General features: G+C 68.7%; 18 protein-coding genes. 14 read left to right on the forward strand and 4 right to left on the reverse strand.

Annotation, left to right across the window (positions count from 1 at the left end):
* Positions 1-21 precede the first annotated feature (21 nt).
* The 4 genes from OHB13_RS21745 to OHB13_RS21760 all read right to left on the reverse strand — a co-directional run bounded on the left by OHB13_RS21745 (position 22) and on the right by OHB13_RS21760 (position 4,188).
* Positions 22-1,458, reverse strand: a complete 1,437-nt coding sequence (locus tag OHB13_RS21745; protein WP_328378218.1) for an RICIN domain-containing protein — start codon at positions 1,456-1,458, stop codon at positions 22-24.
* A 255-nt stretch (positions 1,459-1,713) separates the two neighbouring features.
* Positions 1,714-2,577 carry an SDR family NAD(P)-dependent oxidoreductase gene (locus tag OHB13_RS21750; RefSeq protein WP_328378219.1) on the reverse strand — a complete coding sequence of 288 codons (864 nt, stop codon included), beginning with the start codon at positions 2,575-2,577 and terminating at the stop codon, positions 1,714-1,716.
* A gap of 32 nt (positions 2,578-2,609) precedes the next feature.
* On the reverse strand, positions 2,610-3,131 hold the full coding sequence (locus OHB13_RS21755) for a nuclear transport factor 2 family protein (protein WP_266854396.1): 522 nt from the start codon (positions 3,129-3,131) through the stop codon (positions 2,610-2,612).
* 241 nt (positions 3,132-3,372) lie between these two features.
* Positions 3,373-4,188 carry a C40 family peptidase gene (locus OHB13_RS21760; protein WP_328378220.1) on the reverse strand — a complete coding sequence of 272 codons (816 nt, stop codon included), beginning with the start codon at positions 4,186-4,188 and terminating at the stop codon, positions 3,373-3,375.
* A gap of 775 nt (positions 4,189-4,963) precedes the next feature.
* Between OHB13_RS21760 and OHB13_RS21765 the strand changes: the two genes are divergently transcribed.
* The 14 genes from OHB13_RS21765 to nuoN are packed head-to-tail and all read left to right on the forward strand — an operon-like array spanning position 4,964 to position 21,075.
* Positions 4,964-5,323, forward strand: coding sequence for an NADH-quinone oxidoreductase subunit A (locus OHB13_RS21765; RefSeq protein ID WP_250299117.1), 360 nt, complete (start codon positions 4,964-4,966; stop codon positions 5,321-5,323).
* A gap of 18 nt (positions 5,324-5,341) precedes the next feature.
* Positions 5,342-5,896 carry a NuoB/complex I 20 kDa subunit family protein gene (locus tag OHB13_RS21770; protein ID WP_266854392.1) on the forward strand — a complete coding sequence of 185 codons (555 nt, stop codon included), beginning with the start codon at positions 5,342-5,344 and terminating at the stop codon, positions 5,894-5,896.
* Entirely contained in the window at positions 5,893-6,615 is a 723-nt protein-coding gene (locus OHB13_RS21775; RefSeq protein WP_328378221.1) for an NADH-quinone oxidoreductase subunit C, read from the forward strand. Before OHB13_RS21770 ends, OHB13_RS21775 begins: the two co-directional genes overlap by 4 nt.
* On the forward strand, positions 6,615-7,958 hold the full coding sequence (locus tag OHB13_RS21780) for an NADH-quinone oxidoreductase subunit D (protein WP_266854388.1): 1,344 nt from the start codon (positions 6,615-6,617) through the stop codon (positions 7,956-7,958). Before OHB13_RS21775 ends, OHB13_RS21780 begins: the two co-directional genes overlap by 1 nt.
* A gap of 53 nt (positions 7,959-8,011) precedes the next feature.
* Positions 8,012-8,824: an NADH-quinone oxidoreductase subunit NuoE gene (nuoE, locus tag OHB13_RS21785; protein ID WP_328380362.1), complete on the forward strand. Its 813-nt coding sequence runs from the start codon at positions 8,012-8,014 to the stop codon at positions 8,822-8,824.
* Positions 8,824-10,209 carry an NADH-quinone oxidoreductase subunit NuoF gene (nuoF, locus tag OHB13_RS21790; protein ID WP_266854386.1) on the forward strand — a complete coding sequence of 462 codons (1,386 nt, stop codon included), beginning with the start codon at positions 8,824-8,826 and terminating at the stop codon, positions 10,207-10,209. The genes nuoE and nuoF overlap by 1 nt, the downstream gene beginning before the upstream one ends.
* A complete protein-coding gene (locus OHB13_RS21795; RefSeq protein WP_328378222.1) occupies positions 10,206-12,722 on the forward strand; it encodes an NADH-quinone oxidoreductase subunit G in 2,517 nt (838 codons plus the stop codon). Before nuoF ends, OHB13_RS21795 begins: the two co-directional genes overlap by 4 nt.
* 35 nt (positions 12,723-12,757) lie before the next feature.
* Positions 12,758-14,089, forward strand: coding sequence for an NADH-quinone oxidoreductase subunit NuoH (gene nuoH / locus OHB13_RS21800; protein WP_266860784.1), 1,332 nt, complete (start codon positions 12,758-12,760; stop codon positions 14,087-14,089).
* Positions 14,082-14,762 carry an NADH-quinone oxidoreductase subunit NuoI gene (gene nuoI, locus OHB13_RS21805; RefSeq protein WP_328378223.1) on the forward strand — a complete coding sequence of 227 codons (681 nt, stop codon included), beginning with the start codon at positions 14,082-14,084 and terminating at the stop codon, positions 14,760-14,762. Before nuoH ends, nuoI begins: the two co-directional genes overlap by 8 nt.
* Complete coding sequence (locus OHB13_RS21810; RefSeq protein WP_266854380.1) at positions 14,759-15,643, forward strand: NADH-quinone oxidoreductase subunit J; 885 nt, start codon at positions 14,759-14,761, stop codon at positions 15,641-15,643. Before nuoI ends, OHB13_RS21810 begins: the two co-directional genes overlap by 4 nt.
* The gene (gene nuoK, locus OHB13_RS21815) at positions 15,640-15,939 is read left to right on the forward strand and encodes an NADH-quinone oxidoreductase subunit NuoK (protein WP_266854378.1); all 300 of its coding nucleotides are present in this window, start codon (positions 15,640-15,642) and stop codon (positions 15,937-15,939) included. The genes OHB13_RS21810 and nuoK overlap by 4 nt, the downstream gene beginning before the upstream one ends.
* Before the next feature lie 14 nt (positions 15,940-15,953).
* Positions 15,954-17,849, forward strand: a complete 1,896-nt coding sequence (gene nuoL / locus OHB13_RS21820) for an NADH-quinone oxidoreductase subunit L (RefSeq protein WP_266854377.1) — start codon at positions 15,954-15,956, stop codon at positions 17,847-17,849.
* A gap of 5 nt (positions 17,850-17,854) precedes the next feature.
* Positions 17,855-19,426 (forward strand): NADH-quinone oxidoreductase subunit M, encoded by a 1,572-nt coding sequence (locus tag OHB13_RS21825; protein ID WP_266854375.1) that lies wholly within the window; start codon positions 17,855-17,857, stop codon positions 19,424-19,426.
* A complete protein-coding gene (nuoN, locus tag OHB13_RS21830; protein WP_266854373.1) occupies positions 19,423-21,075 on the forward strand; it encodes an NADH-quinone oxidoreductase subunit NuoN in 1,653 nt (550 codons plus the stop codon). The genes OHB13_RS21825 and nuoN overlap by 4 nt, the downstream gene beginning before the upstream one ends.
* Positions 21,076-21,227: the final 152 nt, after the last annotated feature.

The raw sequence follows: 21,227 nt of genomic DNA on the forward strand, positions 1-21,227 counted from the left end.
AACGCCGGGTCCTGGACCGGACTACATGTCCTCGGGGACCTTGATGATGTCCCACTCCCGGTCGTCATTGTTGGCGCACTTCTGGAGCGTGAGCCGGTTCTTGGTGGTAACCGGCTTACCGGGCGGGCTGAACCCGTCGACGTTCAGGCAGAGTCCGTTGCTCGCTTGGTTGCGGAACCAGTAGTGGCCGTCGTCCTGCTTGGCGAGCCACCACAGCTGGTTGTCGGGATTGGTGCCGGCGCAGGTGGACTCGGACACCAGGGCCCCGATCGGCTGGCTGCCCCCCTCCGGCAGGTCCATGCAGAGGCGGTCCTTGATGTTGCGGATCTGGAAGAGGCTGTTGTTGTTCGGGCCGCCGTGCGGGTGCTGGACCTCAAGGTCCCAGATCTGGTTGTCCTGGTCCGTGGGGTTGCAGTCGTTCTCCTGGACCGGGCCGCCGATCTGGCCGTTGTCCCTGCCGGGGAGTTCGGCGCACAGGTGGGTGACCGAGTTCTTGATCAGTACACGCTTCTGGTTCGCCGGGTCGGGCTTCTTCTTGGGAGCGCCTCCGCCGCCGCCTCCGCCGCCTCCACTGCCGCCGCCGCTGTTGCCGGTGTCCGGGTTCGGAGCTGACGGCGTGGGCGGCGGGGGCACGCTGGCCGCGGGCGTCGGGAGGCTCTGTGTGGGGGTGGGGGCGGGGATGTCGCCGGCTTGTGCGACCTTGGCGGTGGCGCGGGTGGCGACGGTGGGTTTGTGGGTGAACCAGGCCATGATGAAGACGATGGCGATGGCCATGAAGATGGCGAAGACGGTGGCGAGCCAGCGGGGGAGTACTCCGCGTTGGACGTAGGTGCCGTCGACGTCGAGGGGTTTGGTGCCGGAGCGCTGGATGGCGAGTTTGTAGGGGCGGTCCTGTTTGCGGCCGAACCAGATGATCTGGCGGGGGCGGAGGGTGGCGCGTACGAAGGCGGCGCGGCCGGGTTCGATCTGGACGTTGGCCGGGAGGATCTCGTACGAGAGCTGGTCGCCGTTCTCGCTGCCGTTGATCGATGCGGTGAGCTTGGTGTTGCCGAGGTTGTCGATCGCGAGCTTGGGGCGTCCGCGGAAGCGTCCCTTGACGGTGTGGGGTACGAGTTCTGCGCGGACTTCGGAGAACGGGGTGATGGTGACGTTGCCCTCGGGGACGGTGGTCGCCTCGGGGTGTTCGGTGGGGATGACCTGGACGCCGTACGGGTTGGGTCCGGCGATGGCGTCGGGGGTGCGCGGCGGGGCGAACGTGAGGTCCACGGTGCCGGTGGTGCCGGGGAAGAGTCGGATGGTCGGTGGTTCGACGGTCACGTACGGGGCGAGGTCACCGACGGGTACGCACCGGTACTCGTCGACGACGTCGCCCGTGTTGCGCAGCCGTAGCCGCACGGTGGCCGTACTGCCGGGGTCCACTGTGGTGGACGCCGGCTCCAGAGAAGTCCAGATGCTCATTGTGTCGAACACTAGTCAGCATCATGACCCGGTGTCACCAGACTACGGGGCACGGCCGTTGCCCCGGGCGGCCTCTCCGGCTGCCCTTCGTGCCGCCCTGTCCGAATCGCACCGTGGAGACCCAGCTGATCCACGTTGACCTGCACTGGGGCACTCAGCGCCCGGCGCCCGACGGCCCGCTGCCACCTGAGCCTCCGGCGTCAACCGTCAACGCACTGCTCATGCCGGTGCTCCACAGCGGGCCGACCGGGGCCGTCAGTACAGCGGGCCGCCGCCGAAGGCCGCGCGGTGCGACGCGGCGCGTCGGCCGTCGGGTTCGGTCACTCCGTACTCCTCGGCGAGTTCGGCAACGACATAGGTGTGCCCGCTGCGCTCCGGCAGCCGGGTGTCGTCCGCGAGGCGGGCGATGACGGAGCCGACGAGCTCAGGTGACTCGGCGTCCGCCAACTGGAACCCGGCCACCTCCTTCACGCCTGCCTCGACCAGTCCGTCCGTACGCACCAGGCCGGGCCAGAGGGAGAGCGCCGACACCCCCGCCGCGCGCAGCTCGTGCGCCATGTCGGCGGCCATCTTGTCCAGACCTGCCTTGGAGATGCCGTAGAGCACCGAGTGCAGCGGTGCCCGGGCGCCGAACGAGGAGATGTTGACGATCAGACCGCTGCCGCGGGCCACCATGTGACGGGCCGCGTGCACCGAGGCGACGTAGTGGGCGCGCAGCCCGATGCCGACCAGCGGTTCCCAGTCGGAGACGGGCCGCGTCCAGAACGGCTCGTCGAACCCGGCCATGCCGTCGGGTGCCGCCCACACGTTGTTGACCAGCAGGTCAAGTCGGCCTCGCGCGGCCGTGATCCGCGCGATCAGTGCCTCGATCTGTGAGTCGTCGCGGTGGTCGCAGCGCAGGCCGACGCCCTCGCCGCCGGCCTCCGTCACCCGGCGGGCGGTCTCCGCCTGCGGGCTGTCCGGGCCCGGCTCGCCCCGGCCGGTGACGTAGACGGTCCAGCCCTGCGCGCCGAGCGCGGCGGCGATGCCCCGGCCGACGCCCTTGCCGGTGCCGGTGACCAGCGCGACGCGCGCCGCCGTCTTGGCGGACTTGTCGGTCCCCTCGGTCACTTCAGTCATTTCGGTCACTTCAGTCGCTTCGGTCACTTCAGTCACTGAAACCCTCCCTCGTCGACGGCGTACCCCTGGGGCAGTGGGCGGGTCAGTGACCACAGCGTGCGGAAGTGGTGTTGGGCCAGGCGCCATGCGCCGTCCTCGACGACGTACCGGTCGTCGTACTCACCGCACATCACCCGCTCGGTCTCCTCGGCGATGTTGACCTGCCGGAAGCGCAGCGTCCAGCGGCCACTTGCCTCGGTGGGTGAGTGGAAGGTGATCTGTGGGTGCAGGCCGTGGTGCATGTCCAGGACGATGTGGCCGCCCTCGCCGCCGCGCGCCAGCGCGATCCGGCTGAAGAGGGTGACGAGGTCATCGACGGTGGCGAAGGCGCCCAGTTCCCCGTAGTCGATGTCGGCGCCCTCACGGATGAAACAGGCGCGGAACTCCTCGGGGTCCTTGTGGTCGCAGGCGTGCAGGTAGCGGTACTTCAGCTCCTCGATCTCCTGCCGCGCCTCCAACCGGGCAACACGCTCGGCAAGGCTCGGGCTCGGCAGGGCGGCGGACGGTGACGGCATCGCTGGCTCCTCTCGGCGGACGGATGGGCCGGCCGCGACGGTAGGCGCCGGATACGGGCGGAGGCCACGGTGGTTTCCCTGTCAGCGGGAGAAACGGATGCCGGGGGCGGGCGACTCCTGGATACGCCGAAGGGCCGCCACTCCCGAGCGGGGGAAGTGACGGCCCTTCGGCCAGAGGCAAACGGTGCTCAGATGCCCGGAGGCTCAGACCACAGACTCAGACTCAGACTCAGACCCGGACTCAGAGGACGCGGACCGCGCCGGTCGGCTGGTCGTAGCTCAGGGGGCGCTCGACCACACCGGTGCTCGGGTTCTGCGCGCCGACGAACTGGCCGCCGCCCACGTAGATGGCCACGTGGTACGCGCTGCCGGAGCTGCCCCAGTAGAGGATGTCGCCGGGCTGCAGGTTGCTCAGCGAGACCTGGGTGCCCGCGGTCGACTGGCCCTGCGAGACGCGGGGGAGGTCGACACCGACGTTCTTGTACGCGGCCTGGACCAGACCCGAGCAGTCCCAGGAGCTGGAGCCGGTGCCACCCATGACGTACGCGTCGCCGATGTGGGACTTCACGAAGCTCACGATGGACGCGACGGAGCCGGAGCCGACCGAGGAGCTGGAGGACGTGCTCGCGGCCGTGGTGACGGCGTGCAGCGCCGTACGGGCGGACGAGCGCGAGGCGCGTGCGGCGGCCTCAGCCTTCGCCTTGGCCTCGGCCTTGGCCTTCGCTTCGGCCTTCTTCTTGGCCTCCGCCTTGTGCACGGCCTCGGTGTGGGCCTTCTTGGCGGCCTTGGCGGCGTCCTGGGCCGCGGTGTCCTGCTGGGCCTGCTGCTGCAGGTCGGATGCGACCTGCTCCGTGACGTCGGCGACCTGGGCCGCGCTGAGGGTGGGCATCTGGATGGTGCTCTCGTTCACCGGCTCGGCCGCGTTCGCCGAACCAGCTGCACCCGCCACTGCGATGGTGCTGAGAACGCCACCGGCAACTCCGGCACGGAGCGCGGTCCTGGCGGCGCTGCTCCGACGGGGCTTCCGGTGGCTGGGTATGTGAGCGGTGTGGGACATGAGCACTACCGCTATCAGGCATTCCGGGGTGGCTTCAACAAACGTGTGTTGCGCCACAGTTACGACTGGAACAGTTCATTCCGGTTGCCTGCGGCCTTTATTGACGCCGAAACGGGCAATACGGGCGTGGGCGATCAAGGGCGTGATCATGGGCTTTCTGCAATACGCCCGAATTGCCCGACGCCTACCATCCGTTCACGAGGTTGGCCAAGCCCTGTTTCTTCGGCACCCATCCTGCGTGAGGCAGGTCACATGACCGCTGTGAACCGGAGGGGGGCGGCGCTGCGTCCGCGACCGGAGTCGTGGACGCCCCCCTTTCGGGGGCACTCCCGGAGGGTCCCCGGGGGTGCTCGTGAACGTGTGCACGCACCGTTTCGCGGCCGCCGGATGCCTCCCCCTGGAGGACCGAGGGGTCGATATCACCCATCCGTGTCCATCGCCAATTTGCATGTACGAGCCACTACTTGATAGTGACGCACGCTCTCGACCAGCGCTGACGCAGTGAGATGTCACGTCTCGTGACCACTCGGGCGCTTCACGTATGAAGATCACCGGTCATCCGACTTGATGATCCTTCGTCAGGTGGTGGAGATCACAAAGGCGTTGTCGCACCCCGTGTCGCAGATCACAGACCGGCGGGCATAGGATGCGGGGCAGTCGGGCTTGTGACCTGCTTCACATATTCGCGATCTTCGTCAGGACGGCGGGGGAGCGAGGCGGACGAGCCGGCCCGATGCGGTCCAACGGTCAAGGACGACTGGAAGGAGCGAGGAGCGTGAATGCCTACGCGCCCATCCTCGTGCTCGGCGCCCTCGGGGCAGGGTTTGCGATCTTCTCCGTGGTCATGGCCACGCTTATCGGTCCCAAGCGCTACAACCGGGCGAAGCTAGAGGCCTACGAGTGCGGTATCGAACCGACACCCACGCCGGCCGGAGGCGGCCGTTTCCCCATCAAGTACTACCTGACGGCGATGCTGTTCATCGTCTTCGACATCGAGATCGTCTTCCTCTACCCCTGGGCGGTCACCTTCGACTCCCTGGGGCTTTTCGGGCTCGTCGAGATGCTGCTCTTCGTGCTCACCGTCTTCGTCGCCTACGCGTATGTGTGGCGGCGCGGCGGTCTGGAATGGGACTGAGGGGCTGAGGAGCACACCATGGGACTCGAAGAGAAGCTGCCGAGCGGATTTCTGCTGACCACCGTCGAACAGGCCGCCGGCTGGGTGCGGAAGTCCTCCGTCTTCCCGGCCACGTTCGGCCTCGCCTGTTGCGCCATCGAGATGATGACGACGGGTGCCGGCCGCTACGACCTCGCGCGGTTCGGCATGGAGGTCTTCCGCGGTTCGCCGCGACAGGCGGACCTGATGATCGTGGCAGGGCGGGTGAGCCAGAAGATGGCGCCCGTCCTGCGGCAGGTCTATGACCAGATGCCCAACCCCAAGTGGGTCATTTCCATGGGGGTTTGTGCGTCTTCGGGCGGTATGTTCAATAATTACGCAATTGTTCAGGGTGTAGATCATATCGTCCCGGTTGATATCTATTTGCCCGGTTGCCCGCCGCGTCCCGAGATGCTGATGGACTCGATCCTCAAGCTCCACCAGAAGATCCAGAGCTCCAAGCTCGGGGTCAATCAGGCGGAAGCGGCCCGCGAGGCGGAGGAGGCGGCCCTCAAGGCGCTCCCGACGATCGAGATGAAGGGGCTGCTGCGGTGAGCGGCGACGAAGAGCAGCGCGACAACAACGGCGCGGCGCCCGCCCAGCGCAGCGAAGCCGGTGAGGTCATCGGCGTACGCAAGGGGATGTTCGGCGCCCGCAACGGCGGGGACACCAGCGGATACGGCGGTCTCGTACGGACCGTGGCCCTGCCCGGAGCCGCGAACCGCCCCTACGGCGGCTGGTTCGACGAGGTCGCCGACGAGCTGGAGGGCGCACTGGAGGAACAGGGGCTCGTCCCGGAGAACGCCATCGAGAAGACGGTCGTCGACCGGGGCGAACTCACCTTCCACATCGACCGCGAGCACTTGCTGACCGTGGCGACGACACTGCGCGACGACCCGGCCCTGCGCTTCGAGCTCTGCACCGGTGTCAGCGCCGTGCACTACCCGGGTGACAAGGGCCGCGAACTCCACGCGGTCTACCACCTGCGCTCGATCACCCATGGCCGGCTGATCCGGCTGGACGTCGGCACGCCCGACGCGGACCCGCGCATCCCGTCCCTGGTCAGCGTCTATCCGACGAACGACTGGCACGAGCGCGAGGTCTACGACTTCTTCGGCCTCATCTTCGACGGCCACCCCGCCCTCACCCGGATCATGATGCCGGACGACTGGCAGGGCTTCCCGCAGCGCAAGGACTACCCCCTGGGCGGGATCGCCATCGAGTACAAGGGCGCCCAGATCCCTGCCCCGGACCAGCGGAGGTCGTACACCTGATGACCACTTCCAGCGAAGCTCCCCGCGCCTCGGCCGCCTCGGCCCGCGAGACGACAGAGGGGACTGTATATACAGTCACCGGCGGCGACTGGGACGAGGTCGTCCAGTCCGCGGCCAAGGCCGACGACGAGCGCATCGTCGTCAACATGGGACCGCAGCACCCGTCCACCCACGGTGTGCTCCGGCTCATCCTGGAGATCGACGGCGAGACCGTCACCGAGGCCCGCTGCGGCATCGGCTATCTGCACACCGGCATCGAGAAGAACCTCGAATACCGGACCTGGGTCCAGGGCACCACCTTCGTCACGCGCATGGACTACCTGACGCCGTTCTTCAACGAGACGGCGTACTGCCTGGGCGTCGAGAAGCTGCTCGGCATCGAGGAGCAGATCCCCGACCGCGCCTCGGTGATCCGCGTCCTGCTGATGGAGCTCAACCGGCTCTCCTCGCATCTGGTGGCCATCGCCACCGGCGGCATGGAGCTGGGCGCGACGACGATCATGATCTACGGCTTCCGGGACCGTGAACTCGTCCTCGACATCTTCGAGCTGATCACCGGACTGCGGATGAACCACGCGTTCATCCGGCCCGGCGGACTGGCCCAGGACCTGCCGCCCGGCGCCATGGACCAACTGCGCGAGTTCCTCAAGGCGATGCGCAAGAACCTGCCGGAGTACGACAAGCTCGCCACCGGCAACCCGATCTTCAAGGCGCGTATGCAGAACGTCGGCTATCTCGACCTGGCCGGCTGCATGGCGCTCGGTGCGACCGGGCCGATCCTGCGCTCCGCGGGCCTTCCGCACGACCTGCGCAAGACCGACCCGTACTGCGGTTACGAGAACTACGAGTTCGACGTGCCGACCGCCGACACCTGCGACTCGTACGGCCGCTTCCTGGTCCGCCTCGAAGAGATGCGCCAGTCGCTGCGGATCGTCGAGCAGTGCCTGGACCGGCTGGAGCCGGGCCCCGTGATGGTCGCCGACAAGAAGATCGCCTGGCCCGCGCAGCTCGCGCTCGGCCCGGACGGACTCGGCAACTCGCTGGACCACATCAAGAACATCATGGGCACCTCCATGGAAGCCCTGATCCACCACTTCAAGCTGGTGACCGAGGGGTTCCGGGTCCCGGCCGGACAGGCGTACACCGCTGTCGAGTCACCCAAGGGCGAACTGGGCGTCCACATGGTCTCGGACGGCGGCACCCGCCCCTACCGCGTCCACTTCCGCGACCCGTCCTTCACCAATCTCCAGGCGATGGCGGCGATGTGCGAGGGCGGCCAGGTCGCCGACGTCATCGTCGCCGTCGCGTCCATCGACCCCGTGATGGGAGGCGTCGACCGATGACGGAAGCTCATTCGGCGGCTCCGGCGGCATCGGCCGCCCCGACGAGCCTGGGCATGCCCCAGCTCCCCGCCCCCGATTACCCGGCCGACGTACGCGCCAGGCTCGACGCGGACGCCAAGGAGATCATCGCCCGCTACCCGGACAGCAGGTCGGCGCTGCTCCCGCTGCTGCACCTGGTGCAGGCCGAGGAGGGGTACGTCACCCGGACCGGCGTCCGGTTCTGCGCGGAGGCGCTGGAGCTGACCACCGCCGAGGTCACCGCGGTCTCCACCTTCTACTCGATGTACCGGCGCAAGCCGAGCGGTGACTACCAGGTGGGTGTCTGCACCAACACCCTCTGCGCGGTGATGGGCGGCGACGCCATCTACTCCGCGCTGCGTGAGCACCTCGACGTCGGCGACGGCGAGACCACCGAGGACGGCAAGGTCACGCTGGAGCACATCGAGTGCAACGCGGCCTGCGACTTCGCACCCGTCCTGATGGTCAACTGGGAGTTCTTCGACAACCAGACCGTCGAGTCCGCGAAACGGCTCGTCGACGACCTCCGGGACGGACAGCAGGTCACCCCGACCCGGGGCGCGCCGCTCTGCACCTTCCAGGAGACCTCCCGGATCCTGGCCGGCTTCCCCGACGAGCGGGACGGAGCGGTCGAGTCGACCGGCGGCGCGGGGCACGCGTCCCTGGTGGGCCTGCGGCTCGCGAAGGGTGAGGCACCGCAGCCGCGTGTGGTGTCCCCGCGCGGCGGATCCCCGAAGGCTCCTGCCCAGCCGGGCTCCGAGCACCTCAGCTCGCACGACGCACCGCAGCAGACCTCGGCGTCAGACCCGGAGCACCCGGCAGGCCCCGTATCAGAGGAGGGGGAGTGATGAGCGTGGCAACCGAGCTCAACGGCAGCGGGAACGGCGAGGGCGACGGAGAGTCCAGCCCCGAGAAGCTGCTCACCCCGGTCCTCTCCGCCTTCTGGGACCAGCCGGATTCCTGGACCCTGGAGACGTACAAACGGCACGACGGGTACGAGGGGCTGAAGAAGGCCCTCGCCATGGCGCCCGACGACCTCATCGCCTACGTCAAGGACTCGGGCCTGCGCGGCCGAGGCGGCGCGGGCTTCCCCACCGGGATGAAGTGGCAGTTCATCCCGCAGGGCGACGGAAAGCCGCATTATCTAGTTGTCAACGCCGACGAATCGGAGCCCGGGACCTGCAAGGACATCCCGCTCCTCTTCGCCAACCCGCATTCCCTCATCGAGGGGATCGTGATCGCCTGTTACGCGATCAGGTCTTCTCATGCCTTCATCTATCTCCGGGGTGAAGTCGTCCCCGTACTGCGGCGGATGCACGAGGCCGTACGCGAGGCGTACGAGGCGGGATACCTCGGCAAGGACATCCTGGGCAGCGGACTCGACCTGGACGTCACCGTGCACGCGGGGGCGGGCGCGTACATCTGTGGTGAGGAGACCGCACTCCTCGACTCCCTGGAGGGCCGCCGCGGCCAGCCCAGGCTCCGGCCTCCTTTCCCTGCTGTCGCCGGGCTCTACGCATGTCCCACTGTGGTGAACAACGTGGAATCCATCGCGTCGGTTCCCGCGATCCTGAACCGGGGCAAGGACTGGTTCAAATCGATGGGCACCGAGAAGTCCGCCGGGTTCACGCTGTATTCGCTCAGCGGGCACGTCACCAGCCCCGGCCAGTACGAGGCCCCGCTCGGCATCACCCTGCGCCAGCTGCTCGACATGAGCGGCGGGATGCGGCACGGCCACCGGCTCAAGTTCTGGACGCCGGGCGGCTCTTCGACCCCGATGTTCACCGACGAGCACCTCGACGTCCCGCTGGACTACGAGGGCGTGGGCGCCGCCGGATCGATGCTCGGCACCAAGGCGCTCCAGTGCTTCGACGAGACGACCTGTGTGGTGCGGGCCGTCACCCGCTGGACCGAGTTCTACGCGCACGAGTCCTGCGGCAAGTGCACGCCCTGCCGCGAAGGGACGTACTGGCTCGTCCAGTTGCTCCGCGACATCGAAGCCGGAAAGGGCCAGATGTCCGACCTCGACAAGATCAACGACATCGCCGACAACGTCAACGGCAAGTCGTTCTGCGCGCTCGGCGACGGCGCCGCGTCGCCGATCTTCTCCTCGCTCAAGTACTTCCGTGAGGAGTACGAGCAGCACATCACCGGCAAGGGCTGCCCGCTCGACCCGGACCTGTCGACCGTCTGGGCCGACGAGCCCCGCCACATCTCGGAGGTGAACGCATGACAGTGACGACTAACAGCGCTCCCTCCGGGGGCGGTGAGGCAGCAGTGCCGCCCGAGGACCTGGTGTCGCTGACCATCGACGGCATCGCGATCTCGGTCCCGAAGGGGACCCTGGTCATCCGCGCCGCCGAACAGCTCGGCATCGAGATCCCGCGCTTCTGCGACCACCCGCTCCTCGACCCCGCGGGCGCCTGCCGCCAGTGCATCGTCGAAGTCGAGGGCCAGCGCAAGCCGATGGCGTCCTGCACCATCACCTGCACCGACGGCATGGTCGTCAAGTCGCACCTCACCTCGCCGGTCGCCGAGAAGGCCCAGCACGGTGTGATGGAGCTGCTCCTCATCAACCACCCGCTGGACTGCCCGGTCTGCGACAAGGGCGGCGAGTGCCCCCTGCAGAACCAGGCGGTGTCGCACGGCAACCCCGACTCCCGGTTCGACGGCAAGAAGCGGACCTTCGAGAAGCCCGTACCGATCTCGACCCAGGTGCTGCTCGACCGCGAGCGGTGCGTGCTCTGCGCCCGCTGCACCCGCTTCTCCAACCAGATCGCCGGCGACCCGATGATCGACCTGATCGAGCGCGGCGCGCTCCAGCAGGTCGGCATCGGCGAGGGCGACCCGTTCGAGTCGTACTTCTCCGGCAACACCATCCAGATCTGCCCGGTCGGCGCGCTGACCTCGGCGGCCTACCGGTTCCGCTCCCGCCCCTTCGACCTGGTGTCGTCGCCCTCGGTGTGCGAACACTGCTCGGGGGGCTGCGCGACCCGCACCGACCACCGGCGCGGCAAGGTCATGCGGCGGCTCGCCGACAACGACCCTGAGGTCAACGAGGAGTGGCTCTGCGACAAGGGCCGCTTCGGGTTCCGCTACGCCCAGCGCCCGGACCGGCTCACCACCCCGCTCGTACGGAACGAGGACGGCGTCCTGGAACCGGCCAGCTGGCCGGAGGCGCTGGAGCGGGCCGCGAACGGTCTCGCGGCGGCGCGCGGCCGGGCCGGTGTGCTGACCGGCGGCCGCCTCACCGTCGAAGACGCCTACGCGTACGCCAAGTTCGCGCGCATCGCCCTCGACACCAACGACGTCGACTTCCGCGCCCGGGTGCACTCGGCCGAGGAGGCCGACTTCCTGGCCGCCCGGGTCGCGGGCCGCGGCAAGGACCTCGACGGCACGGGAGTCACCAACACCTCGCTGGAACAGGCCCCGGCCGTCCTGCTCGCCGGATTCGAGTCCGAGGAGGAGGCCCCCGGCATCTTCCTGCGGCTGCGCAAGGCGCACCGCACGCACGGGCAGCGGACCTTCTCCCTCGCCACCCACGCCACCCGCGGCCTGGCGAAGGCGGGCGGCACGCTGCTGCCCGCCGCACCCGGCACCGAGACCGAGTGGCTGGACGCCATCGCGGGCGGGGTCGGCCTGGACTCCGAAGGGCAGCAGGCCGCCGAAGCCCTCCGTACGGAAGGCGCGGTGATCGTCGTCGGCGAACGGCTCGCCGCCGTACCCGGCGCGCTCACCGCGGCCGTACGCACCGCGACCGCCACCGGCGCCGCCCTGGTCTGGGTGCCCCGCAGGGCCGGGGAGCGGGGCGCGGTCGAGGCGGGCGCGATCCCCGCGCTGCTGCCCGGCGGCCGCCCCGCCACCGATCCGCGGGCCCGCGAGGAGGTGGCCGCGGTCTGGGGCGTACGCGAACTCCCGCACCGCTTCGGCCGGGACACCGGACAGATCCTCGAAGCAGCCGCGACCGGCGAACTGGGCGCACTGCTCGTCGCGGGTGTCGAGACCGCGGACCTCCCCGACCCGGCGCGGGCCGAGGAGGCCCTCGACAAGGTCGGCTTCCTGGTCTCGCTCGAACTGCGGCCCGGCGCGGTCACCGACCGGGCCGACGTGGTCCTTCCGGTGGCCGCCGCCGCCGAGAAGGCGGGCACCTTCCTCAACTGGGAAGGCAGGGCACGGCTCTTCGAGGCATCGCTCAAGCCCGAGCAGATGACGCGCACCCTGGCCCCGGCCGACTCACGGGTGCTGCACATGCTCGCCGACGCGCTCGACGTCCACTTCGCGCTGCCGGACATCACCTCCGTACGCAACGAGCTGGACCGGCTGGGCGCGTGGACCGGGCAGCACGCGAGCGACCCGGCCGGCACGGTCGCTCCACTGCCCCGCCCCTCCGAGGGCGAGGCCGTACTCGCGGGCCACCGGCTGCTGCTCGACCTGGGCCTGCTCCAGCAGGGCGACGACGCGCTGGCCGGCACCCGGCACGCGGCGGTCGCCCGGCTGTCGGCGACGACCGCCGAGGAGACGGGCGTCAAGGACGGCGACGTCCTCGCCGTCACCGGCCCCGCGGGCGACGTACGGCTGCCGCTCCAGGTCACCGAGATGCCCGACCGGGTGGTCTGGCTCCCGATGAACTCGACGGGCGGCGGCGTCCTGCGCGACACCGGCGCCCGCCCCGGCGAACCGGTGCGGATCTCCGCCGCGCCGGCCGCACCCGCCGCACCCGCGGCCACGACGGAGGTGGAGGCGTGACGAACTACTACCTCGCAGCGACCGAGGACCTGTCGATGTTCGGACGGGACCCCTGGTGGCTGGTTGTCATCAAGGCCGTCTTCTGCTTCGCGTTCCTGATGATCACCGTGCTCTTCTCCATCGTGTGGGAGCGCAAGGTCGTCGCCTGGATGCAGCTGCGCATCGGCCCCAACCGGCACGGCCCCTGGGGAATGCTCCAGTCGCTCGCCGACGGCATCAAGCTGATGCTGAAGGAGGACCTGGTCGTCAAGCGGGCGGACAAGCTGGTCTACGTGCTGGCGCCGATCGTCGCCGCGGTACCCGCCTTCATGGCGATCGCGGTGATCCCCTTCGGCCCCTCCGGCAACGAGGTGTCGATCTTCGGCCACCGTACGACGATGCAGCTCACCGACCTGCCGATCGCGATGCTCTACATCCTCGCGGTCGCATCGGTCGGCATCTACGGCATCGTCCTGGCCGGCTGGTCGTCCGGGTCGACGTACCCGCTGCTCGGCGGACTCCGCTCCTGCGCGCAGATGATCAGCTACGAGATCGCGATGGGCGCCGCCTTCGCCTCCGTCTTCCTCTACTCGGGGTCGATGTCGACCTCGGCGATCGTGGACGCGCAGAAGGACCGCTGGTTCATCGTGCTGCTGCCGGTCTCCTTCATCATCTACATCGTCACCATGATCGGTGAGACCAACCGCGCCCCGTTCGACATGCCGGAGTCCGAAGGCGACCTGGTCGGCGGCTTCAACACCGAGTACTCGTCCATCAAGTTCGCGATGTTCATGCTGGCCGAGTACGTCAACATGGTCACCGTTTCGGCGGTCTCCGCGACGCTCTTCCTGGGCGGCTGGCGGGCCCCGTGGCCGATCTCCACCTTCTGGGAGGGCGCGAACCACGGCTGGTGGCCGATGCTCTGGTTCGTCATCAAGGTCCAGCTCCTCCTCTTCTTCTTCATCTGGCTGCGCGGCACGCTTCCCCGCGTGCGCTACGACCAGTTGATGAAGCTCGGCTGGAAGGTCCTCATCCCGGTCTCCGTGGTCTGGCTGATGCTGGTGGCGACCGTGCGGGCGCTGCGCAACGACAACTACGACTACTCCCGGATCGTGCTCTACGGAGCCGGGGCCGTCGTGGCGATCCTGCTGCTCTCCTTCGTCTACGACATCTTCCGCGACAAGCAGGAGAAGCAGGAGCGGGCCGCCGAGGAAGCCGCGGGCCCCGGGCCGGCCTTCGACCCGATGGCGGGCGGCTTCCCCGTACCACCGTTGCCGGGACAGACCCTTCCACCCGTACCCAGGCGGCCTTCACGCACGGAGCGGGAGCTGATTGTCAGTGGTGGCGTGGACACTGTGAGTGATGGAAAGGAGGCTGACGATGCCTGACCGCTCTACAGGGGCTTCCGGGTCCTCCGGGTCTTCCGGGGACGACACCCCCGGGACACCCGAGACCCCGAAGACACCGTGGCAGAACCCGGTGGCCGGCTTCGGCGTGACCTTCAAGGCCATGTTCAAGAAGCGGCTCACCGAGCAGTACCCGGAGCAGGAGAAGACGACGGCGCCGCGCTTCCACGGGCGGCACCAGCTCAACCGGCATCCGGACGGACTGGAGAAGTGCATCGGGTGCGAGCTGTGCGCCTGGGCCTGCCCGGCGGACGCGATCTATGTGGAGGGCGCGGACAACGCCGAGGAGGAGCGCTACTCCCCGGGCGAGCGGTACGGCCGCGTCTACCAGATCAACTACGCCCGCTGCATCCTGTGCGGACTCTGCATCGAGGCCTGCCCCACCCGGGCGCTCACGATGACGAACGACTTCGAGCTCGCCGACAGCAGCCGCGCCAACCTGATCTACACCAAGGAGCAGTTGCTCGCCGGCCTGGACGAGGGCATGGTCGACTCGCCGCACTCGATCTTCCCGGGTACCGACGAACAGGACTACTACCGGGGCCTGGTGACCGAAGCCGCCCCCGGCACGGTCCGCCAGACCGCGTTCTCCAAGGGTGAGACGGCCGAGCCGCCGGCCGGGGCCGGGGCGCCGAACGAGGGGGCGCAGGCGTGAACTACCTGACCTCCACCGGTGAGGCCTTCCAGTTCTGGGTGCTGGGCACGGTCGCCGTGATCGGCGCGCTCTCCACCGTACTGATGCGGCGTGCCGTGCACAGCGCGCTGAGCCTCGCCGGGACCATGATCATCCTGGCGGTGTTCTACCTCGCCAACGGCGCCTACTTCCTGGGCATCGTCCAGATCGTCGTCTACACCGGCGCGATCATGATGCTCTTCCTCTTCGTGGTCATGCTGGTCGGCGTCACCGCGGCCGACTCGCTCACGGAGACCATCAAGGGGCAGCGCTGGCTGGCCGTGCTCTGCGGGCTCGGCTTCGGCATCCTGCTGATCGCCGGTATCGCCAACGCCTCGCTCAAGAGCTTCACGGGTCTGGGCCAGGCCAACGCCCACGGCAATGTGCAGGGCCTCGCCGCCCTCATCTTCACCAAGTACGTCTTCGCCTTCGAGATCACCGGCGCGCTGCTCATCACCGCGGCCGTCGGCGCGATGGTGCTCACCCACCGGGAGCGCACCGAACAGGCCAGGACCCAGCGGCAGATGTCCGAGGACCGCGTACGCAGCAAGCAGGTCCCGCCGCTGCCCGCCCCCGGTGTCTACGCCCGGCACAACGCCGTGGATGTCGCCGGACTGCTCCCGGACGGCACCCCGGCGGAGCTCACCGTCATGCAGACGCTGCGTCAGCGCGGCCAGATCCGCGATGTGTCGAGCCAGGCCCTGGCGGACCTCAGGGCGCTGGAGCAGCGCTCCGAGGAGCGGCTGGGCCGTACGTCGGGACACGGCCACGACGCCGGGATCGCCGGTGAGAGCGACCGGCCCGGGAGCACTCGGTCCGACCGCTCCGACCGGCTCGACCGGGAAGAGGAGGAGGCGAAGTGAATCCGGTCAACTATCTGTATCTCGCCTCGCTGTTGTTCACCATCGGCGCGGTCGGGGTGCTGATCAGGCGGAACGCCATCGTGGTCTTCATGTGCGTGGAGCTGATGCTCAACGCCTGCAACCTCGCGTTCGTCGCCTTCTCCCGTATGCACGGAAACCTGGACGGCCAGATCATCGCCTTCTTCACGATGGTCGTTGCCGCCGCGGAGGTCGTGGTCGGGCTCGCGATCATCGTGTCGCTCTTCCGTTCCCGCCACTCGGCCTCGGTCGACGACGCCAGCCTGATGAAGCTGTAAGGGGTCGCTGAACAGTGGAGAACCTGATTGCGCTGCTGATCGCAGCGCCTTTGCTCGGAGCGGCGGTACTGCTCTGCGGTGGGCGGCGGTTCGACCGTGCCGGCCACTGGCTCGGCACGCTGTTCGCCGCCGCGTCCTTCGTGCTGGCGGCCGTCCTCTTCGTGAACATGCTGGGCAAGAGCGCGGACCACCGCACCCTGCACCAGTACCTGTTCAGCTGGATCCCGGTGGCCGGCTTCAAGGCCGACGCCGCCTTCCAGCTCGACCAGCTGTCGATGACGTTCGTCCTGCTGATCTCCGGTGTGGGCACGCTGATCCACATCTACTCGATCGGCTACATGGAGCACGACGAACGGCGCCGCCGCTTCTTCGGCTATCTGAACCTCTTCCTCGCGGCGATGCTGCTGCTGGTCCTCGCCGACAACTACCTGCTGCTGTACGTCGGCTGGGAGGGCGTCGGCCTCGCCTCGTACCTCCTGATCGGCTTCTGGCAGCACAAGCCGTCCGCGGCGACGGCGGCCAAGAAGGCCTTCATCGTCAACCGCGTCGGTGACATGGGCCTGTCGATCGCGATCATGCTGATGTTCACCACCTTCGGGACCTTCGCCTTCGGCCCGGTCCTGCACTCCGTGGGGAGCGCCTCGCAGGGCAAGCTCACCGCCATCGGCCTGATGCTCCTGCTCGCCGCGTGCGGCAAGTCGGCGCAGGTGCCGCTCCAGTCCTGGCTCGGTGACGCGATGGAGGGCCCGACCCCGGTCTCGGCCCTGATCCACGCGGCGACGATGGTGACCGCGGGCGTCTACCTCATCACCCGCTCCGGCGCGATCTTCAACGCCGCTCCCACCGCGCAGCTGGCCGTCGTGGTGGTCGGCGCGGTGACACTGCTCTTCGGGGCGATCGTCGGTTGTGCGAAGGACGACATCAAGAAGGCCCTCGCGGGCTCGACCATGTCGCAGATCGGCTACATGATCATGGCGGCGGGACTCGGCCCGATCGGGTACGCCTTCGCGATCATGCACCTCGTCACACACGGCTTCTTCAAGGCCGGGCTCTTCCTCGGCGCCGGATCGGTCATGCACGGCATGAACGACGAGGTGGACATGCGAAAGTACGGCGGCCTGCGGAAGTACATGCCGGTGACGTTCGTGACCTTCGGCCTCGGCTATCTGGCGATCATCGGCTTCCCCGGCCTCTCCGGCTTCTTCTCCAAGGACAAGATCATCGAGGCGGCCTTCGCGAAGGGCGGCACCGAGGGCTGGATCCTCGGCGGCGCGGCCCTGCTGGGCGCCGGCATCACGGCCTTCTACATGACCCGGGTCATGCTGATGACGTTCTTCGGCGAGAAGCGCTGGGTGCCGGACGCGGACGGCCACGAGCCGCACCCGCACGAGTCGCCCAGGACGATGACCATCCCCATGATCATCCTGGCCTTCGGCTCGGTCTTCGCCGGTGCGTTCTTCGGCATCGGTAACCGCTTCCTGCACTGGCTGGAGCCCATCACCGGCCACTCCGAGGGCAATTCGCCGGTCAGCGCGGGCGCCGTCACCGCCGGGACGATGGTGGTCCTGGTGATCGGCGTCGCCATCGCCTGGCTCGTCTACGGACGCAAGCCCGTGCCCGCGGTGGCCCCCAAGGGTTCGCTGCTCACCCGCGCCGCCCGGCGCGACCTGCTCCAGGACGACTTCAACCACGTGGTCCTGGTCCGCGGCGGCGAGCACCTCACCCGGTCGCTGGTCTACCTCGACCACTCCCTGGTGGACGGCGTCGTCAACGGCACGGCCGCCTCGGTCGGCGGGCTCTCGGGACGGCTGCGCAAACTGCAGAACGGCTACGCCCGCAGCTACGCGGCCTCGATGTTCGGCGGCGCAGTGATCCTCGTCGCCGCGACCCTGCTGATGAGGGCGGTCTGATCACCATGTCCTTTCCTCTCCTGACGGTGACCGCGGCGCTCCCGGCGGTCGGTGCGGTCGCCACCGCCGCGGTCCCGGCCGCGCGGCGCACCGCGGCGAAGTGGCTCGCGCTGCTCTTCTCGCTCGGCACGCTCGCCCTGGGCGCCGTCCAGCTCGTCCGGTTCGACCCCGGCGGCGCCCGCTACCAGCTCACCGAATCGCACGCCTGGATCAAGGACTTCGGCGTGCGGTACGAGCTGGGGGTGGACGGCATCGGGCTCGCGATGATCGCCCTGACCGCCCTGCTCATCCCGTTCGTCATCCTGGCCGGCTGGCACGACGCCGACCCCCTGGAGACGCACAGCTCGCGCTGGCGGCCCACCCAGGGCTTCTTCGCCCTGATCCTGGCCGTCGAGGCGATGGTGATCCTCTCCTTCGAGGCCACCGACGTCTTCCTGTTCTACATCCTCTTCGAAGCCATGCTCATCCCGATGTACTTCCTCATCGGCGGCTTCGGGGACCGGGCGCACGCCGGGGGCGACGAGGCGGCGGCGACCCAACGCTCGTACGCGGCAGTCAAGTTCCTCCTCTACAACCTGGTCGGCGGCCTGCTCATGCTGGCCGCAGTCATCGGCCTCTACGTCGTCGCGGGGAACTTCTCCCTCCAGGAGATCGTCGCCGCGCGGGCCAACGGCTCGCTGCACATGGCGACCAGCACCGAGCGCTGGCTCTTCCTCGGCTTCTTCTTCGCCTTCGCGGTGAAGGCGCCGCTCTGGCCGCTGCACACCTGGCTGCCGAACGCCATGGGTGAGGCGACCGCCCCGGTCGCCGTGCTGATCACCGCCGTGGTCGACAAGGTCGGCACGTTCGCGATGCTGCGCTTCTGCCTCCAGCTCTTCCCGGAGGCGAGCAAGTGGGCCACCCCGGTGATCCTGGTGCTCGCGCTGATCAGCATCGTCTACGGCGCGCTCGTCGCGGTCGGCCAGCGCGACATCAAGCGGCTGATCGCCTACGCGTCGGTCTCGCACTTCGGCTTCATCATCCTGGGCATCTTCGCGATGACCACCCAGGGCCAGTCGGGCGCGACGCTCTACATGGTCAACCACGGGATCTCGACGGCCGCCCTGATGCTGGTGGCCGGGTTCCTGATCTCGCGGCGCGGCTCGCGGCTCATCGCCGACTACGGCGGTGTGCAGAAGGTGGCCCCAGTGCTGGCCGGGACCTTCCTGATCGGCGGTCTCGCCACCCTGTCGCTGCCCGGCCTGTCGCCGTTCGTCAGTGAATTCCTGGTCCTGGTCGGCACATTCAGCGCGTACCCGGCCGCCGGGATCATCGCGACGGTCGGCATCGTGCTGGCCGCGCTCTACGTCCTGGTCCTCTACCAGCGCACCATGACCGGCCCGGTCAGGGCGACGGTGCAGGGCATGGCGGACCTCAAGGTCCGTGAACTGGTCGTCGTGCTGCCGCTGATCGCGCTGCTGGTCTTCCTCGGCGTCTATCCGAAGCCGCTGACGGAGATCGTCAACCCGGCCGTGAAGCACACCATGTCCGACGTCCAGAAGAAGGACCCCAAGCCCACAGTGGAGGCCGCGAAGTGAGCGCAACAGCTGTCCACAGCCTGTGGACAACGGGGGCGGCGGGCCCCATCGGCAAGATCCCGACCCCGCACATCGAGTACGCGCAGCTCTCACCCGTGCTGATCATTCTCGGTGCGGCGATGCTGGGCGTCCTCGTCGAGGCCTTCGTGCCGCGCAGGGTCCGCTACCACGCCCAGGTGTTCCTCAGTGTCGTGGCGGTCGTCGCCTCCTTCGCGGCGGTCGTCGCGCTGGCGGCCGGCGGTTACGGCTCGACCAAGGCGCACATCGCGGCGATGGGCGCGGTCGCGGTCGACGGGCCCGCGCTCTTCCTGCAGGGCACCATCCTGCTGGCCTCGCTGGTGGCGGTCTTCACCTTCGCCGAGCGCAGGCTCGACCCGGAGGTGCACGGCAACCGTACGGACTCCTTCGCCGCGCAGGCCGCCGCCGTACCGGGCAGCGACAGCGAACAGGAAGCGGTCAAGGCCGGGTTCACCACCACCGAGGTCTTCCCGCTCGCGCTGTTCGCCATCGGCGGGATGCTCGTCTTCCCCGCGGCCAACGATCTGCTGACGCTCTTCGTGGCGCTGGAGGTCTTCTCGCTGCCGCTCTACCTGCTCTGCGCCGTCGCCCGCCGCAAGAGGCTGATGTCGCAGGAAGCGGCCGTGAAGTACTTCCTGCTCGGGGCGTTCTCCTCGGCGTTCCTGCTCTTCGGGATCGCCCTGCTCTACGGGTACGCGGGCTCCGTCTCGTACGCCCGGATCGCCGACGTCGTCAACGGCACCGTGCAGAACGTCGACCCGGCGCTCGCCAACACGATGGGCAACGACGCACTGCTGCTCATCGGCGGCGCGATGATCCTGCTCGGGCTGCTCTTCAAGGTCGGCGCCGTGCCGTTCCACATGTGGACCCCGGACGTCTACCAGGGGGCGCCCACCCCGGTCACCGGCTTCATGGCGGCGGCCACCAAGGTCGCCGCGTTCGGCGCGCTGCTGCGGCTGCTGTACGTGGTGCTGCCGGGGATGCGCTGGGACTGGCGGCCCGTGATGTGGGCCATCGCGATCATCACGATGCTGGGCGGCGCGGTCGTAGCGATCACGCAGACCGACATCAAGCGGATGCTGGCCTACTCGTCCATCGCGCACGCCGGGTTCATCCTGGCCGGTGTCATCGCCACCACACCGGAGGGCGTCAGCTCGGTCCTCTTCTACCTGGTGACGTACTCGTTCGTGACGATCGGTGCCTTCGCCGTGGTCACGCTGGTACGGGACGCGGGCGGCGAGGCCACGCACCTCTCCAAGTGGGCGGGGCTCGGGCGGCGTTCACCGCTGGTGGCCGCGGTCTTCGCCGTCTTCCTGCTGGCCTTCGCGGGCATCCCGCTGACCAGCGGGTTCAGCGGGAAGTTCGCCGTGTTCAAGGCGGCGGCCGACGGCGGGGCCGGCGGTCTGGTCGTGGTCGGTGTGATCTCGTCCGCCATCGCCGCGTTCTTCTACATCCGGGTCATCGTGCTGATGTTCTTCAGCGAGCCGAAGGCGGACGGCCCGACGGTCGCCGTCCCGTCGCCGCTGACGATGACGACGATCGCCGTGGGTGTCGCGGTCACGCTGGTGCTGGGGCTCGCCCCGCAGTACTTCCTGGACCTGGCGGGCCAGGCGGGGGTCTTCGCCCGGTAGCCGGGCTTCTCCAAAGGATCTCAGCGGTACGAACTCAGTCGTACGAATTCCGCGGTAACGATCTCCGCCGTACGATCTCCGCCGTCGGGCGGGCCGGGTGTCCCCGGTCCGCCCGACGGCTTTCGTACGCCGTTGACCTGGGGTTTCCCGGC

Source organism: Streptomyces sp. NBC_00440 (genome assembly GCF_036014215.1).
Taxonomy (GTDB): domain Bacteria; phylum Actinomycetota; class Actinomycetes; order Streptomycetales; family Streptomycetaceae; genus Streptomyces.

Coding starts and splice junctions, on each gene's coding strand:
- OHB13_RS21780 (WP_266854388.1), top strand. CDS start 6,615: ATGACCACTTCCAGCGAAGCTCCCCGCGCCTCGGCCGCCTCGGCCCGC.
- OHB13_RS21750 (WP_328378219.1), bottom strand. CDS start 2,577: ATGACTGAAGTGACCGAGGGGACCGACAAGTCCGCCAAGACGGCGGCG.
- nuoH (WP_266860784.1), top strand. CDS start 12,758: ATGTTCGGACGGGACCCCTGGTGGCTGGTTGTCATCAAGGCCGTCTTC.
- OHB13_RS21760 (WP_328378220.1), bottom strand. CDS start 4,188: ATGTCCCACACCGCTCACATACCCAGCCACCGGAAGCCCCGTCGGAGC.
- OHB13_RS21825 (WP_266854375.1), top strand. CDS start 17,855: ATGTCCTTTCCTCTCCTGACGGTGACCGCGGCGCTCCCGGCGGTCGGT.
- nuoF (WP_266854386.1), top strand. CDS start 8,824: ATGAGCGTGGCAACCGAGCTCAACGGCAGCGGGAACGGCGAGGGCGAC.
- nuoI (WP_328378223.1), top strand. CDS start 14,082: ATGCCTGACCGCTCTACAGGGGCTTCCGGGTCCTCCGGGTCTTCCGGG.
- nuoE (WP_328380362.1), top strand. CDS start 8,012: ATGCCCCAGCTCCCCGCCCCCGATTACCCGGCCGACGTACGCGCCAGG.
- OHB13_RS21795 (WP_328378222.1), top strand. CDS start 10,206: ATGACAGTGACGACTAACAGCGCTCCCTCCGGGGGCGGTGAGGCAGCA.
- OHB13_RS21770 (WP_266854392.1), top strand. CDS start 5,342: ATGGGACTCGAAGAGAAGCTGCCGAGCGGATTTCTGCTGACCACCGTC.
- OHB13_RS21755 (WP_266854396.1), bottom strand. CDS start 3,131: ATGCCGTCACCGTCCGCCGCCCTGCCGAGCCCGAGCCTTGCCGAGCGT.
- OHB13_RS21745 (WP_328378218.1), bottom strand. CDS start 1,458: ATGAGCATCTGGACTTCTCTGGAGCCGGCGTCCACCACAGTGGACCCC.